The following is a 14,410-nucleotide window of genomic DNA, read 5'->3' on the forward strand; positions in this document are numbered from 1 at the left end:
CAGCGAGATAAACACGAACGAGAGCACGATCATAGTCGCGTTCTCGGTGAACTCCTCGATCTCTTCGCGATTCTTGAGATCGAGATTCCCGAGGGCGACCCCGCTCGTCGCCGCCGCCGCGATTCCCGCCTCGGCGGCAACAACCTCGGCGGCCGCGAACGACCCGATGGCCGCTGTCAACACGAGGAACTGGGAGGCTTGGATGTCCCGCTCGGGGACGAGTTCACTGTTCAACAGGAGATAAATTATGAGTGTCGCGAGAACACCCGCCGCCACGCCGATGCCGAAGCGCTCGAAGAAAGAAAAAACAGTCGCCGGAACGCCGAGGTCGTCAAGCAACAGCGTCTCGAAGATGACGACCGCAACGATCGCGGCGGTCACGTCGTTGACGATACCTTCCGTCTCCAAGGCGGTCGCAACGTGGTCTCTGACCCGCACGACGCTGAGAATCGGCGTAATAACAGTCGGCCCCGTTGCGACGAGTAACGCCCCGATCAGAAGCGCGATCTCCCAGTTGGCCCCCTCAAAAAACCGGACGGCCGCGGACGTCCCGAGGAACATCACGAGAGCGCTGATTGTCACCAACCGGAACGAGACCGTTGAGGCCCCCCGGATGCGCTCAATCTTTAGGGCGAACGCACCCTCGAAAACGATGATTGCCACGCTAATACCGACGATGATCTCAAGACCCTCCCCGAACGTTTCTAGCGTGAGGAGGCCAAGCACCTCCGGCCCCAACAGAACCCCGATTATGAGATAGAAGATGACACTCGGGATCTTCAGCCGGTGAGCAAGCAGCTGGACAGCGAGTCCCGAGATGAGGACAATGGCGATGACCGGGAGCAGACTGGCAGACACTTACAAGTAATAAGAAGATACGGGTTCTTTATATTATTGTTTGCGGATGATCGTTCGGAATCGTGGCGACCCGCGTTGAGGGCGGCCGAGGCGCCGTTGCGGGACGCTCAGAACAGGGCCGAGTCCCTATCGAGGATCGTAGCCGGACCGCCGACCTCCCAGACCCTCGTCCCGGCGCCGATGTCGGCGATTTCGCTCTCGACCCGAGCAACGTACTCGGCGGTTGTGTTGACGTATACCGAGGCGCCGGTGTCCGTCGAGAAGTACGCCGGCACACCCGCTTCGCGGAGTTGCCGAACGGTCTCGAAAACGGACAGCGTTTCCGGCTCCCAGTACACCCACCCCGCCGGCCCTGTCATCGTTGTGGCCGCTAGTGATAGCGAGTCGTGTTCAGCGAGTTCGAAAGCGCCTTGGAAGTCCTCCTCCCGAAGGGCGTGCCGCATCGTCGCGATCTGTTCGTGGATGTGGGCCATCCGAGCCTCGAACATGTGGCTCTCGGCGGCCTCCTTGTGCGCCTCCTCGGTGTGTTTGAACGCCGGAATCTCGACGGCGACGATCCGGAGGTCGTCCTCGAGACCGGTCTCGATGCGCTCCGAACGGCAGTCAGCGTCGTCGAGCCCCGTCCGGAGGTGCGAGAACGCGCCGGTAACCGCCCGCGCCGCCGAGGCCGAGCCCCGGCGCGCAACTGCGGAAATATCCGGCAGCGTCATCTCCAGCCCGGCGGCTTCCACGAGCGCGACGGCCGCCGCGGCAAAGCCCGACGAGGAGGAGCCGAACCCGATGTTCGTCGGGAAGTCGTTCTCGGATTCGAAGCGGACGCGATGGTCGATCCCCGCCAGCTCCCGGACGTGTTCGACGACGTTTTCGATGCGTTCGGCGCCGCGGTCCTCGAGTTCCTCGCCGTCAACCACGTAGCGATCCGCCGACAGATCGGGGTCGAACTCGACGGTTGTCTTGGTGTGGCTCGGCGCGGTACAGACGGAGATCGAGTCGTGATACGGGAGCCGAAGCTCCTCGTTTCGCATGCCGTGGTACTTGACGAGGCCCTCGATTGGGTGGGCCTTCGCGGTCGCTTTCATACCTGCCCCTCCCGGGGACGCGTCTTTGCAGTTTCGTCTCCCGGGTCGGTTTCACGGCTCGCTAGCGCTTGCTAAAAATGGGCGTAACGGTCGCAGATGATGGTCGGACGTACTCGCTTCGCCGTGCGCGACCTCCCCAATTGAACTCACCAGAGGTATATGATAAACCATCACCGTTCATTTATAAACGGCCGCGCCGAAGTTGGCGTGGACAAAACGGTCGTGATCGATTTCGTTTCCCTCAGCCGCTGCATCTGAGAGGGCACAAACTTCGGGATCGATTATAAACTGCCACGGTTTACTTAAAAGTCGGGCGTTGAGGACTGTCTATACCCCCTCACCGCGCACCGACGGACGGGCGCGACGGGGGTGACGGGATTCGAACCGGAGCAAAACGGTCGACCTCGCTTCGCTCGGCCGTTACGATTTGCAGGGTTCGAGCTCCGTGCCCGTTCGCTCGTCGCGTCCGCTCCTCGCAGAATAGGGGTGACGGGAGTGAGCGAAGCCAACGGCTTCGCGAACTACGTCACGCCCGCGAGTGTGTTCCGAACGAAGTGAGGAACCACGAAGCGGGCGTGACGGGATTCGAACCCGCGCTCTAGAGGTTAGGAACCTCTCGCCCTGATCCGCTAGGCCACACGCCCACAGTTACAGTGTATCTGTCCCGCCCGATTCAGCACCGCGCCACACTCCGAGATCGACCGCGTATTCAGTTCGTCTTCTCGTTCGGTTCGGCGTCGGCGATTTCGAATTCCTCGTCGGATTCGCTCTCGTCCTCGTCTTGGCTGTCCGCTTGCGGCTCGTCTTCGTCTACCTCGGCCGTCGTATCTGCCTCGGCGACCGTTTCCTCGGTAGCGGCTGTCTCAACCGTCGGCTCCTCGCCGGATTCGAGTTCGGTACCGCCCTGTGCCGATCCCTCGCGCATGTCCTGTAGTTCCTGTTCGACCTCCTCGCGACCCTTCTGGAACTCGCCCATCGCTTCCCCTGTCGACCGGGCGAGCTTCGGAATCTTGTTTGCCCCGAACAACAGAACCGCGATCAGTAGGATAACGAGCAGTTCCGGGCCGCCGGGAATTCCAAACTGGAGCGGGAGCGTGGATAACATCGCTACGTGAAGATACTTCAGTCGAGATTATAGGCTTTTTCCTCGGCGGTGGAAAAGAAGACACCATACCGCGGAACAGCTTATACGCCCGAGCGTTCGGGGTCCCGTTCTGGATCGGCCTCGACAGCGTCGGAATCGGCCTCAAGCTCTCGGTCGGCCTCGACCGCGGGCTCGCCCGGCTCGTCACCCTCTCGCATCTCCTCGAGTTCGTCCTCAACCTCCTCGCGGCCTTTTTTGAACTCACCGGTCGCCGTCCCCATCGATCGAGCGAGTTTCGGGAGTTTGCTGGCCCCGAACAACAAGATTAGGACGCCGGCGATCAACAGTAGTTCAGGCGGGCCCAACCCACCGATAAACAGCGGTCGTACCATATCTCGACGTTCGCGCGGGTACTTGTATGCTTTTCCCCCCGGACGCCGTTTGCCACGCTATCAGGGGGTCCCGCAACGTGACCGGAACCGAAACGCACACAACACTTCCGGGCATCAGCGGTCGTATGGTACGAGAAGGCGACACCGCGCCCGAGTTCACGGCACCGATGCGGACACCCGACGGCGACATCACCGAATTCACGCTTTCGGAGGCGCTTGAGGACGGCCCGGTCGTGCTCGCGTTCTTCCCGGGCGCGTTCACGAGCGTCTGCACCGGCGAGATGACCACGCTCCGAGACCGGCTCGATTCGCTGGCCGACGCGGGTGTGTCGCTGTACGGTATCAGCATCGACTCGCCGTTCTCGCTGGGTGAGTTCGCCGAGCAGAACGAACTCAACTTCCCGCTTGTCGCTGACACCAACAAGGAAGTTATCGATGCCTACGATGTCGTCATGGACTTTGCGGACCTCGGTATCTCCGGCGTCGCCAAGCGCTCGGTGTTCGTCCTCGACGATGACGGCACGATCACGTACTCGTGGGTCTCCGACGACCCCGGCGTCGAACCCGATTACGACGACCTCGAAGCCGCGGCTGAGGACGTTTAGAACGCGGTACCATCTCCACTGTGGATCGTCCGGCATCCGTATCCGGGATGCCACACTATTCGCCCTCGACCGGGGGCCGCCGCGCCCTTTTTTGCAGTCCCGGTTGTCGGTATCAACATGAGTGACACGTCCGATAAGAGCGACCGCCAGTACGATCCCGACGCCGAACACGCGTTCCCGGACGGCCCGGTCAACGACGTCTTCGAAACCGTCCGGACCGACGAGGAGGTCCTTGCGTATCTTGCGGCTCAAAACGTCAACCCCGTCGATCGGATGGGCTACAACGACCATGGCAAGAAACACGTCGAGATCGTTCGGGACGCGGCGTTGCGGCTTTATGACCTCTTGAAAGCCGGCGGTGTCGAATTCAACGGTGCGCTCGGACAGGGTCTTTCGGAGGCCGACGAGGCCGTTATCGTCGTGCTCGCCGCGACGCTCCACGACATCGGCCACGTCGTCCACCGCAACGACCACCCCTACTATTCGATCCCACTCGCGGCCGACATCCTCGATCGGATTCTCACCGAGACTGACCGCTACGACGCCGGTGAGGCCGTCCGACTCAAGGGAGAGGTTCTTCATGCGATCCTCTGTCACCACACCGAAGAGACGCCACTGACGGTCGAGGCCGGCGTCGTCCGGGTCGCCGACGCGCTCGATATGGAGCGCGGCCGGTCCCGCATTCCCTACGAGGAGGGCGGCCGGGGCATCAACACAATCTCGAGTCGGGCGATAACTAGCGTTTCGTTGCGGGCGGGCGAGAACGTCCCGGTTCTGGTCGAGATCGAGATGGTCGACGCCGCGGGCGTGTATCAGGTCGACGAACTGCTGAAGCACAAACTCCGAGGCTCGGGCATCGACGACAACGTCCGGATCGTCGCGATAAACACCCACCGCGACGACGGGTTGGTCGAACGGATCGAAATGTAGCCCCAGCCATGGGCGGGAACTCCGTTTGCCACGTCGGGCTAGCCACTCCTAACAGCGAGATGATCACACCTCCGCGCCTCGGCGGATGTTACTCGTACCCGGTGCCGGACAGCGAGACCTCTCCGTCTCTCAGTTCGGCCTCGCAGTCGAACACCGCGCGGATCGTGTTGTGGGCCTTCTCGTCGTGCATCGTCGGGTCCATCGAGAAGACGCCGAGCATATCGCCGGATCTGATTCTGGCGGTGAAGACGTGGAGAAACCGAAACATCGTCCGGAGTTCGGTGTACATCAACGCGGTCGAAACAGACGCGACGCCGACGCGAGCCCGGACAGACTCGTCCTCGCCGTCTTGCCCGAGCAGTTTCGCGAACTCGAGACTGATGCCCGTCAGGTCGCCCGGCGAGTTCAGATGCCGAATCGGCACGCCTTCGACGTCCGTTTCGGCATTCGTACAGTCGATGATGCTGACCTGATCACGGTCGGCTCCCCGCCGTTCAAGCTCGTTGACGATGGTCTTCGCCCCGGTGTTCATCGTGATGACGACCGCTTGTTCGTCCTCCGCGGGCGCGATAACATCGAGGAGCCCGTCCGTGGTCTCCGTCGACGAGCCGGTCAACAGCAGGCTCACGCCGTCGTCGAACGCAGACGCGCTTCCGAGGTCGTTCGCGCGGTAGCTCACTGCCCACCACCCTCTATGTCCGAGGGCCCATCGCTGGAGTCGTCAGTCTCGATGTCCCGGACCATCGCAACGAAATCGTCGTCGTCCATCACGGGCATCGCCGTGTCGAGGTCCGTTCTGAGCTCCTCGAGTCGGGCCTGTAGCTCCGCAAACTCCTCGTTCTCTTCGAGTTCCTCCTTCGGCTTTGAACCCTGCAACGCCGCCTGTTTTGAGGAGAGGGCGTACAGCTCCTGTTCGATGTCGTTGAACTCCGTCCGCGATAGCAGCCGATCGATCGTCTCGAGGAGTTCGCCACGCTCGACGGGCTTTGTCAGGTAGTCGTCGAATCCCATGGTGATGACGTCGAAGTCGGGTTCGACCGCCGTCACCATCGCGACCTTACACTCCGAGTCGTGCGCGCGAATTTCCTCAAGCACCTCGTCGCCGCTCATCCCCGGCATCAGCCGGTCGAGCAACACGACATCGACGTCGCCTGCGAACTGCTCGAGCGCCGCTTCGCCGCCGTCTGCGGTCAGAACCTCGTAGTCATCCTCCAGCCATCGGACGTATAGCTCGATGAGGGCACGTTCGTCTTCGACGACAAGAACCGTCGGCTGGTCATCTCCTTCGGCCATTCTTTGTGTATCCTTTGTACGACTGTGTGATATGTATTCCGACGTCTACCGCGAGCGTTAGGGCGTTCAGGCCTTTCCGAGCCACTCCCGTCTATCGAGGTCACTCGTGGGCAGCGTCCCACTCCTCGGCCTTGTGGAAGTTCGAACAGCGGTTACACTGGATGCGCCCCATCGAGTCGACAGCGGTGTCAAACGACTCGCAGTTCGTACAAAAAAAGCCCCAACGACGCTCGCCATCGGCGTCGGCGTAGACGACGCGGAAGGGTCCTTTATTACCTTTTTCCGCCTCTGAGGAGAGATACAGCGTCGTCCCATCGGGACCGACTCGTTCGTCCATACCCGGTGTGAGGAGTCGGCGGGCAAAACGCTCACGATCGCCGCCGAGGGGAAACACTCCCAACTCGCTCCCGACGATACGATTTTGTTCCTGAGCACCGTACGACGGTACGTGCGGTTGCTGCACTACTCGGACATCGAGAACGCCCACGACGACCCGGTGGCGATCGCCAATCTTGCCGGGACGATCGAGTCGCTCCGCGACGACCGGACGCTTGTCTGCGGCACCGGCGATGACGTCGCCCCCGGCGTCCTCCCGCTCGTCTCGAAGGGCGCGATCGCACTGGAGTTCTTCGAGGCTGTCTCGCCTGACGTCGAGACGTTCGGCAACCACGACTTTGATTTCGGCCTCGAACGGGCGGCCGAAATCGTCCACCGATCGCCACAGCGGTGGCTCTCGGCGAACGTCCGCCGGATCGGGGAGCCCTTCGCCGGGGTCGATCCATGGTGCGTCGAGCGTGTCGGCGATAGGACGGTCGGCTTCTTCGGGGTGACCGACCCGACCACGCCGTCGATCGGCGACGACGGCGACCTCACTTTCGCCGACCCAGTCGCGGCGGCCCGAGAGGCCATCGAGGCACTCCGTGAGCGTGGTGTCGACCACGTCGTTGCGCTGTCGCATCTCGGCCGGGGTGATGACCGCCTCGCCGCGACCTGCGACGTTGATATCGTCCTCGGCGGCCACGTCCACTCCGAGCGGATCGAGCGCATCGGCGAGACGGTGCTTACCCGGCCGGGCAGCGGTGGCGGCACACTGCTGGAGATTGACCTCCCGACCGGCGAGGTGACGCGTCACGATGTCACCGATGGCCCTATCGATGCGGATCTGGCGGCCCGATACCGCGACCGACTCGCCGAAGCCAACCTCGATACCGTCGTCGGCCACGTCTCGGAGCCGATCGCCCGAACGGACGCCGAGGCGTTTCGGGGTGAGAGCCGTGTTGGGAACTTCGTCTCCGACGCCTACCGGTGGGCGGCGATGAAGGCCCTCGGGACAGACCCGCCCGTCGTCGGACTCCAAAACAGCGGCGGAATCAGAACTGGCCCGCCGCTGTCCGGGGCAGTCACGGCCGCCGACCTCATCAGCCTCGTCCCGTTCGACGAACCGCTCGTGGTCGCCGAACTGGCGGGGTCGGAACTGCGGTCGGTGTTTGCGGAGGCGGCCGACACCCCCGGGTTCGGCGAGGCCGACTGGTGGCACGCCCACGTCTCCGGGGCCGAACTGCGCTACGACCACGCCGACGGCCGACTGTGTGGGGCGACCGTCGATGGGACGCCGATCGACGATACTGACACATATCGGCTCGCGGCGTCGGGGTTCCTGCTCTCGACCGATGTCGAGTTCCCGACCCTGACTCGGGACCACATCGTAGAGCGACTCGACATCCAGTACGAGGTCCTCATCGAGTACGCCGATGTCGTCGGGATCGACCCGACCCTCGAGGAGCGCATCGTTCGAACCGGCGTGTGATCCCCGTCAGACCGATCGGAAGCTTCAGGACGGGGGACGTGCTTCCCCCGATAATGACGTTGGTCATCGTGCCCGTCCGGTACCCGCTTTCTCGACACTCCCGGGCGACGCTCGAGCGCGCGATCGAGGTCGCGAGAGAACACGACGCCGACCTCACCGTGCTACACGTCAATCTCTATCAGAGCGACGAAACGGTCACGAGGGCGGAACTAAAGTCGGCCGTTGAGGCGACGTTCGGACGCCTCGACCGCGCTAGGTACGTCGTCCGCCCGGGTTTCTTAGTGGAGGAGACGATCCTCGACGAGGTCGCGGCGGAAGACGCCGACTACGTCGTCATCGGGCAAAAGCAGGCCGGACGGTGGCGGCGCATGGTCCGTCGGCTGATCGACGACCCGGACATCGAGGGATTCCTCCGGCGCAAACTCGAGTGTGAGGTCATCACCGCGAGTCCGTGACGGCTGGTTCCGTTGTTTTGTATATCGGATGAACACGGCTCAAGAAGGGTCGAACTGAGCCGACAGCTGTCGGGGGACGATTCGGCGACGGTCGCGGCGGCCGAGGCATCCACAGAGTCAGACATCGCTCCCGGCGTCCGTATCCGTCGGGTCCCGCTCGGACGACCCGGCGTCCGTCGTCTCCTCGTCTTCCGGAGCGCTTTCGTCTCCCGGTGCGTTTCCGTTCGTTTCGTCTTCCGGACGTTCTCCGCCTTCCGCCCCCGCTTCGGCGTCCGATTCCCGCCTCGTCGCCCCCCCGGGCCGGGAGGGGACCTCTGTCTCCGCCGACCGCATTGAGACCTGCAGTTCGCCGCTGGTGTCGTCGAACACCATGTGTGAGTGGGGGTAGGGGATTTCGATATCGTTGGCCTTGAAACGCTCCCAGACCTCCGTCAACACCCTCGAGCGAACCGCCGTCTGTTTGTACGGTTCGCTCGCCCAGTACCGGAGCCGCAACGCGATCTCGCTGTCGCCGAACTCACGGATGTAACAGGTCGGTGACGCCGGGTATCTGGCGCTCCCGACCCGGATGTCCGGACCGCCCTTGATGACCGCGTCGATGGTACGGGCCGCCGCCTCCATCTGCTCGCGGGCGATGTCGATGTCGCTCTCGTAGGTTACGCCCACGTCCAGCGTCATCCGGATGCGGGTGTCCTCGGCTGAGTAGTTGACGACATCACGCTCCCGCATCAGCCCGTTCGGGAGCACGATGAACGTGTTGTCGAGGGTGAACATCTTGGTGTAGACGAGCGTGACATCCTCGACGAACCCCTTCGTCTCGGTGTCGGCGAGTTCGATCATGTCGCCGATCTCGTATGGTTGCTCGGAGAGGATGAACACGCCGCTGATGACGTTCCCGATGATGGGTGCGAGCACGATGCCGACGACGGCCGAGAAAACACCGACCGAGAGGGCGATGTTGCCGACCCCGATTCCGAAGAAGCTCAGCGCTGTTAACACCGCCCCGAGAATGATGAGGATCTGAAGGCTGCGCAGGATCGTCCGACTCACCGACGGGCGCTTGAATTGGCGAGCGATCCGTCGTCCGAGGGCCTCCCGGGCGAGCTGGGAGAGATAGTACGAAAAAACGATGATCGCGATCGCGAGGACGAGCCGATAGACGAACACCGGCACATAGCCGGGGAGCCACTCCGGCGGAGCCAGCCCCGGCCCGTCGCGAAATGAGGGGGAGGGCGTCTCCGTCTGCAACAACGCCGGATCCATACCGACTCCTCAGCGGGCGTCGGAAAAAGCGTTCCCCACTACGCCTCGGTCGAGCCGCGGGCGGGCGGGCAGTCGTTCGCTCACGGGAACGGATGATACGTCCGGTCAAACTCCGGCTCGAACCCGAGCGACTCGGGGACGCGCCGCAACCGCTCGCCGAAGTACGGCTCGCCGGTGAAAAGCGGCTGCGCAGCGGGAACCACGACGCGGACGGCTTCGAACCCCATCGACTCGACGTCCCGCGGGGTGAGCCGCGACGCGTAGACGTCGAGTCCCGCGTCGTCGACTGCCCCGAGGAGTCGATCCAGTTCCGCCGCGCCGGTTGGCGGTTCAGGGGGGCCGATCTCGGTCGCCGGAACCGTCGTCGCGGGATCGGCGAACGCCCGTGCCGACTCCGGAAAGGCGGCGTGGGTTCCGATCGCTCCGTGTTCCTCGTCCGCCCGTGTCTCGCCCATACGGCGGAGTTCGAGCCAGTTCTGCAGCGCCTCCGCTAGGGCGTCGCTCGCCGCCGCCCCCGGATCCAGACTGGCCGCCGACCCGGCCGCGAATCGGGGCCATTCGCTCTCGCGGTGGACGCAAGCGGCGACAACCGGTATATCGACGTCCTGCGTGCAGACGAGCGCTGTCGCTTCGAGTCCCTCGCTTTTCGCCCGGCTTTCGAGCGTCCGATACGTTTCGTTATCGACGGCCAGCCCCAGCGGCTCGTACGTCGAGTACCACGAAAGCATCGTCGCGTCGCGTTCGAGCACCTCATACAGACCCGAACGGAGCGCGCCGACACTGCCGTTTCCGAGCCCGAGCCCGGTCGTGATCGGAGGTCGTATCGTCCGCTCCGGCGGCGGGAAGACGACGAGTTCCGCCGGCAACTGGACGCGGTCGCCGGTCCGAAGGTGTTCGGCCCCACACCACCGAGTTACATCAAGATCGCTCCCCTCGGGAGCGACGAACCGATCAGGGCTGATCGGGGCCGCCGGTTCGGTCTCAAACTCGCGCTCGCGATAGATTGCGGCGCTATATCGTTCGAGCGCTTCCCCGAGCGCCTTCATAAACGCCGGATCCCAGTCGACCCCGACGCCCGCGGCGTGGTCGGGGGCGTCGGCGTCGGAAAACGGCGTCGCCGCGAGCGTCGCGAGGTAGTACGGGACCGGGAACGATTCGGCCTCCCCGATCGCCGAGATTGGCCCAACGCGCTCGTCGAAGGCGGTCTCGGCCAGCGAGATGGACTCCTCGAGCGACCGCTCCTCGTGAGACCTTCGGAGTCCATCCGCGCCGTCGTCGACGGTTCCGGATTCGGCGCCCGCCTCGCCGCCCGCGTTGCACTCGCAGTAGGGAACCGGTAACACCCGGCGCTGGGCGTGTGGGACCTCGATAACGCCGCCGACGAGCGCTGACTCGCCGCCATCGAGGAGCATTGCGAGTTCACGGCCGGCGAGCGCCCCGGCGAACCGTGCTGTCGATGGCCCGCAGTCACCGTCGTCGGTCGCCGGGTCGGCCGCCGAGACGCGCTCGCGAAGACACGACCGACACGCTGTCCCCGGGGCGTGACCGGACACCGACGCCGACACGCCCGTAACCGGCTGCCCGCCGATCCCACCGAGTTCGACGGCGAAAAGCGGGGTCTGGGTCTCGCTGGCACGCGTTCCGGCCTGCCCGAGCAGCCCACGCTCGTCCCCGGCGTTTTCATCGCTGGACGCCCCGACAGCGACGGCCACGTCATACTCACCGATGCCGTCGGAGGCGGTGGCCACCGCTTCGGCGTCGGTGTCGGCCAGGGCGGCCCGAACCGACTCGATTGCGCCACCCTCGCCGAGCAGTCCGACGGTCGTCACGCCGGATCACCGACCGTCGGCTCCGGGCGCGCTCTGGTGTGCATATCACGCACGTCCCGTCGAGGGGCGATAAAAGCCGCGGACACCGCTTAAAAGATATATAAATGCTGTGAGCGTCGCGTCGTAGGGCCGAGGCTCGGGAGTAGTTCCCGGCGGGCACCGGGCGGGCGGTGTTAGGCCGTGAGCATCGAACGGGCGGTGCGCACGAACTCCCCCTCATCTTCAATGTTGAGGCGATCGTCACCGAGTTGAAGCCGGAGGCGCGGCCGTCCGACGTCGATCGGAACCTTCTCGGTCTCGATGACGTCCGACTCCTCCATCCGCGTTTTCGTCCGGGAGAACGTGGCCTTCGAGGCGATGCCGACGTCCTCGCCCCACCGCGAGATATCGTAGAGGAGGTCGCCGTTTCGCGCCGCGACGAGCAGCGACACTGTGACCTCGTCAAGGCCGGTGTCGCCCCGGACGGTATCGAGCGCCGAGAGGACGGCGTCAAAGTCCTCAGCCGTCGACTCGCCGAGTTCGGCTTCGAGCGTGTCACGGACTCTAGTGAGCGGCGGCGTCCGGAGGTCGTACGCCTCCGCGTCCGCCCACGCGTCGGTGAACCGGCCGTTCGCGTCCGCGACGAACGCCTCGTCGTTCGTTGTCAGCCCGGCAGCGTGGTCGTCACCACGGACGACGGCGGTGACCGACGACCCCGAGACCAACAGCGCGTTCGTCCCCTCGTCGTAGCGCCGTATCTCGAGGATGCCCTGTTCGACGTGATTTGCGGCCCGCCCCGCGACGAGGAAATCAGCCGTCGCAGCCTTCAGCGCTCCCGTATCAGCGAGCAGCCGAACCGACGGAGATTCCTCGCCGAGAACCCGGACGAGCCCCTCGACCGTCTCCGGGTCTGGAGCGACGACGACGACCCCGTCGTCAGCCGCGTCGAGAACCCGCTCGAGCACGTCCGCGACAGACTGCCCCACGACAGTTTGTTTCATCGGCGTATGTATGCATATGATCCGGGAGATATTTAACTCTTGTAGCCCGCTGAGCACTCTCCTTGCCGTCCGTGCGATGTTTTGTTGGCGGTCATCGTCCGTGCGCGGTCCCGTTGATCAACCGGATATTGCGGCGAGCGCCCGCGACGAACGGATACCTTATTGTCCCGTCAACCCTCATTCAGTTGTATGAGCTACGAAGAGGTCCGCCGGACCGATCCCGCGCTCGCGGACGCCCTCGATGGCGAACGCGAGCGCCAGGAGAACACGCTCGCGATGATCGCGAGCGAGAACCACGTCTCCGAAGCCGTCCTCGAGGCCCAGAGCTCGGAGTTGACAAACAAGTACGCCGAGGGCTACCCCGGCGAGCGCTACTACGCCGGCTGTGAGCACGCCGACACCGTCGAAGAACTCGCAATCGAGCGCGCAAAGGAGCTGTGGGGTGCCGAACACGTCAACGTGCAGCCACACGCCGGAACGCAGGCGAATATGGGCGTCTATCTGGCGATGTTAGAGCCGGGCGACAAGATCCTCTCGCTAGAACTCGAACACGGCGGGCACCTGAGCCACGGCCACCCGGCGAACTTCACCGGCAAGACCTACGAGGTCGAACAGTACGAGGTTGACCCCGAAACCGGGTACATCGACTACGAGGGGCTCCACGAACACGCCGAGGAGTTCGACCCCGATATCATCGTCTCCGGCTACTCCGCGTATCCCCGAGAGGTCGATTTCAAACGCATCCAAGAGGCCGCCGACGCCGTCGACGCCTACCACCTTGCCGACATTGCTCACATCACCGGCCTCGTCGCGGCTGGCGTCCACCAGTCGCCGGTCGGTGTCGCCGACTTCGTCACCGGATCGACCCACAAGACGATCCGCGCCGGCCGCGGCGGTATTATCATGTGCGACGAGGAGTACGCAGACGCCATCGACGCGTCTGTCTTCCCCGGCGCGCAGGGCGGTCCCCTGATGCACAACGTCGCCGGCAAAGCCGTCGGCTTCGAGGAGGCGCTCTCGTCCGGCTTCGAATCCTACGCCCAGCAGATCATTGATAACGCCGAGGCCCTCGGCGCGCGGCTGCAGGAGCACGGCTTCTCGCTCGTCTCCGACGGCACCGATACCCACCTCGTCTTGGTCGATCTTCGCGAATCTCATCCGGAGACAACCGGGACCGTGGCCGAAGAAGCCCTCGAAGAGGTCGGGATCGTACTGAACAAAAACACCGTCCCCGGCGAGACGCGCTCGCCGTTCAATCCCTCGGGGATCCGCGCCGGGACGCCCGCGCTCACCACGCGCGGCTTCGACGAGGCGGCGTGCGAACGCGTCGCCGACCTCATCTACCGAGTCGTCGACAGCCCCGATGACGAGAAAGTCAAGGCTGACGCCGAGGCCGAAGTCGAAGCGCTCTGTGCGGAGTACCCGCTATACGACCGAGAGGGCCGACTCGTCGACTTCGAGTAGGTCGGCCAACGCAACCCCGAGCGTAGCCGCTCGTACACTCGCACTCGTTCCGTCGAACCGCCGATAGCTATCGGCATCCACCGGGACCGTCGCTCGCTGGACCCGTGATCCACGGGGCGACCCGAAACGATTCGTGGGGGCGGACTCTACTACTTACGAAATGGCCGATATCCGCCGCCGTCTGCGACGGCCGCTACTGTTTGTGATGGGCCCTCTGTACGTCGTCGCCGGCGTTCTCCACTTCGTCGTCCCCGAACTGTACGTCCAGATCGTTCCGCCGATCCTCCCGGCACCGCTCGCGCTGGTGTATCTCTCGGGTGTCGCCGAAATCGCGGTCGGCGTCGGCGTGTTGCTTCCACGGACCCGCCAGT

15 protein-coding genes, 1 tRNA gene and 1 pseudogene are annotated in these 14,410 nt (G+C 64.2%); 6 read left to right on the forward strand and 11 right to left on the reverse strand.

The genetic code is table 11. From position 1 onward, the window contains the following. The 5 genes from ACI944_RS05025 to ACI944_RS05045 all read right to left on the reverse strand — a co-directional run. A partial coding sequence (locus tag ACI944_RS05025; RefSeq protein WP_411717968.1) for a cation:proton antiporter occupies positions 1 to 858 on the reverse strand: 858 nt, incomplete at its 3' end. A 107-nt stretch (positions 859 to 965) separates the two neighbouring features. Beyond that, positions 966 to 1,937, reverse strand: a complete 972-nt coding sequence (mvaD, locus tag ACI944_RS05030) for a phosphomevalonate decarboxylase MvaD (protein ID WP_411717969.1) — start codon at positions 1,935 to 1,937, stop codon at positions 966 to 968. Between the two features lie 570 nt (positions 1,938 to 2,507). After that, positions 2,508 to 2,581, reverse strand: a tRNA-Arg gene (locus tag ACI944_RS05035). 65 nt (positions 2,582 to 2,646) lie between these two features. Next, complete coding sequence (locus ACI944_RS05040; RefSeq protein ID WP_411717970.1) at positions 2,647 to 3,042, reverse strand: twin-arginine translocase TatA/TatE family subunit; 396 nt, start codon at positions 3,040 to 3,042, stop codon at positions 2,647 to 2,649. A gap of 80 nt (positions 3,043 to 3,122) precedes the next feature. Beyond that, on the reverse strand, positions 3,123 to 3,413 hold the full coding sequence (locus tag ACI944_RS05045) for a twin-arginine translocase TatA/TatE family subunit (protein ID WP_411717971.1): 291 nt from the start codon (positions 3,411 to 3,413) through the stop codon (positions 3,123 to 3,125). Between the two features lie 125 nt (positions 3,414 to 3,538). Between ACI944_RS05045 and ACI944_RS05050 the strand changes: the two genes are divergently transcribed. Both ACI944_RS05050 and ACI944_RS05055 read left to right on the forward strand, forming a co-directional pair. Further along, the gene (locus ACI944_RS05050) at positions 3,539 to 4,018 is read left to right on the forward strand and encodes a redoxin domain-containing protein (protein WP_411717972.1); all 480 of its coding nucleotides are present in this window, start codon (positions 3,539 to 3,541) and stop codon (positions 4,016 to 4,018) included. Positions 4,019 to 4,135: 117 nt separating this feature from the next. Further along, positions 4,136 to 4,948: an HD domain-containing protein gene (locus ACI944_RS05055; RefSeq protein WP_411717973.1), complete on the forward strand. Its 813-nt coding sequence runs from the start codon at positions 4,136 to 4,138 to the stop codon at positions 4,946 to 4,948. An 88-nt stretch (positions 4,949 to 5,036) separates the two neighbouring features. On the opposite strand, the gene ACI944_RS05060 is transcribed toward ACI944_RS05055, so the two are convergent. The 3 genes from ACI944_RS05060 to ACI944_RS05070 all read right to left on the reverse strand — a co-directional run bounded on the left by ACI944_RS05060 (position 5,037) and on the right by ACI944_RS05070 (position 6,578). After that, positions 5,037 to 5,627 (reverse strand): hypothetical protein, encoded by a 591-nt coding sequence (locus ACI944_RS05060; RefSeq protein ID WP_411717974.1) that lies wholly within the window; start codon positions 5,625 to 5,627, stop codon positions 5,037 to 5,039. After that, a complete protein-coding gene (locus ACI944_RS05065) occupies positions 5,624 to 6,241 on the reverse strand; it encodes a response regulator (RefSeq protein WP_411717975.1) in 618 nt (205 codons plus the stop codon). Before ACI944_RS05065 ends, ACI944_RS05060 begins: the two co-directional genes overlap by 4 nt. 100 nt (positions 6,242 to 6,341) lie before the next feature. Next, positions 6,342 to 6,578 carry a DUF5816 domain-containing protein gene (locus tag ACI944_RS05070; RefSeq protein WP_411717976.1) on the reverse strand — a complete coding sequence of 79 codons (237 nt, stop codon included), beginning with the start codon at positions 6,576 to 6,578 and terminating at the stop codon, positions 6,342 to 6,344. Between the two features lie 111 nt (positions 6,579 to 6,689). Here ACI944_RS05070 and ACI944_RS05075 point away from each other — a divergent pair, with 111 nt between their 5' ends. After that, positions 6,690 to 8,048: a bifunctional metallophosphatase/5'-nucleotidase gene (locus ACI944_RS05075; RefSeq protein WP_411717977.1), complete on the forward strand. Its 1,359-nt coding sequence runs from the start codon at positions 6,690 to 6,692 to the stop codon at positions 8,046 to 8,048. A gap of 53 nt (positions 8,049 to 8,101) precedes the next feature. Then, positions 8,102 to 8,503, forward strand: a complete 402-nt coding sequence (locus ACI944_RS05080) for a universal stress protein (protein ID WP_411717978.1) — start codon at positions 8,102 to 8,104, stop codon at positions 8,501 to 8,503. 117 nt (positions 8,504 to 8,620) lie between these two features. On the opposite strand, the gene ACI944_RS05085 is transcribed toward ACI944_RS05080, so the two are convergent. The 3 genes from ACI944_RS05085 to tbsP form a co-directional block, all read right to left on the reverse strand. Next, entirely contained in the window at positions 8,621 to 9,766 is a 1,146-nt protein-coding gene (locus ACI944_RS05085; RefSeq protein ID WP_411717979.1) for a mechanosensitive ion channel family protein, read from the reverse strand. A gap of 80 nt (positions 9,767 to 9,846) precedes the next feature. Further along, positions 9,847 to 11,595, reverse strand: a complete 1,749-nt coding sequence (locus ACI944_RS05090; RefSeq protein WP_411717980.1) for a YcaO-like family protein — start codon at positions 11,593 to 11,595, stop codon at positions 9,847 to 9,849. 173 nt (positions 11,596 to 11,768) lie between these two features. Beyond that, positions 11,769 to 12,575 carry a transcriptional regulator TbsP gene (tbsP, locus tag ACI944_RS05095; RefSeq protein WP_411717982.1) on the reverse strand — a complete coding sequence of 269 codons (807 nt, stop codon included), beginning with the start codon at positions 12,573 to 12,575 and terminating at the stop codon, positions 11,769 to 11,771. Positions 12,576 to 12,764: 189 nt separating this feature from the next. On the opposite strand from tbsP, the gene glyA reads away from it, so the two are divergent. Both glyA and ACI944_RS05105 read left to right on the forward strand, forming a co-directional pair. Then, the gene (gene glyA, locus ACI944_RS05100) at positions 12,765 to 14,039 is read left to right on the forward strand and encodes a serine hydroxymethyltransferase (RefSeq protein WP_411717983.1); all 1,275 of its coding nucleotides are present in this window, start codon (positions 12,765 to 12,767) and stop codon (positions 14,037 to 14,039) included. Between the two features lie 160 nt (positions 14,040 to 14,199). After that, a pseudogene (locus tag ACI944_RS05105) lies at positions 14,200 to 14,410 on the forward strand (hypothetical protein); the annotation flags it as partial.

Source organism: Natronomonas sp., from assembly GCF_046710025.1.
GTDB lineage: Archaea > Halobacteriota > Halobacteria > Halobacteriales > Haloarculaceae > Natronomonas.

Bases quoted from the DNA above. Each gene is read 5' to 3' on its own strand.
- mvaD (WP_411717969.1), bottom strand. From the start codon at position 1,937: ATGAAAGCGACCGCGAAGGCCCACCCAATCGAGGGCCTCGTCAAGTAC.
- ACI944_RS05040 (WP_411717970.1), bottom strand. From the start codon at position 3,042: ATGTTATCCACGCTCCCGCTCCAGTTTGGAATTCCCGGCGGCCCGGAA.
- ACI944_RS05045 (WP_411717971.1), bottom strand. From the start codon at position 3,413: ATGGTACGACCGCTGTTTATCGGTGGGTTGGGCCCGCCTGAACTACTG.
- ACI944_RS05050 (WP_411717972.1), top strand. From the start codon at position 3,539: ATGGTACGAGAAGGCGACACCGCGCCCGAGTTCACGGCACCGATGCGG.
- ACI944_RS05055 (WP_411717973.1), top strand. From the start codon at position 4,136: ATGAGTGACACGTCCGATAAGAGCGACCGCCAGTACGATCCCGACGCC.
- ACI944_RS05065 (WP_411717975.1), bottom strand. From the start codon at position 6,241: ATGGCCGAAGGAGATGACCAGCCGACGGTTCTTGTCGTCGAAGACGAA.
- ACI944_RS05070 (WP_411717976.1), bottom strand. From the start codon at position 6,578: ATGGACGAACGAGTCGGTCCCGATGGGACGACGCTGTATCTCTCCTCA.
- ACI944_RS05080 (WP_411717978.1), top strand. From the start codon at position 8,102: ATGACGTTGGTCATCGTGCCCGTCCGGTACCCGCTTTCTCGACACTCC.
- ACI944_RS05085 (WP_411717979.1), bottom strand. From the start codon at position 9,766: ATGGATCCGGCGTTGTTGCAGACGGAGACGCCCTCCCCCTCATTTCGC.
- tbsP (WP_411717982.1), bottom strand. From the start codon at position 12,575: ATGAAACAAACTGTCGTGGGGCAGTCTGTCGCGGACGTGCTCGAGCGG.
- glyA (WP_411717983.1), top strand. From the start codon at position 12,765: ATGAGCTACGAAGAGGTCCGCCGGACCGATCCCGCGCTCGCGGACGCC.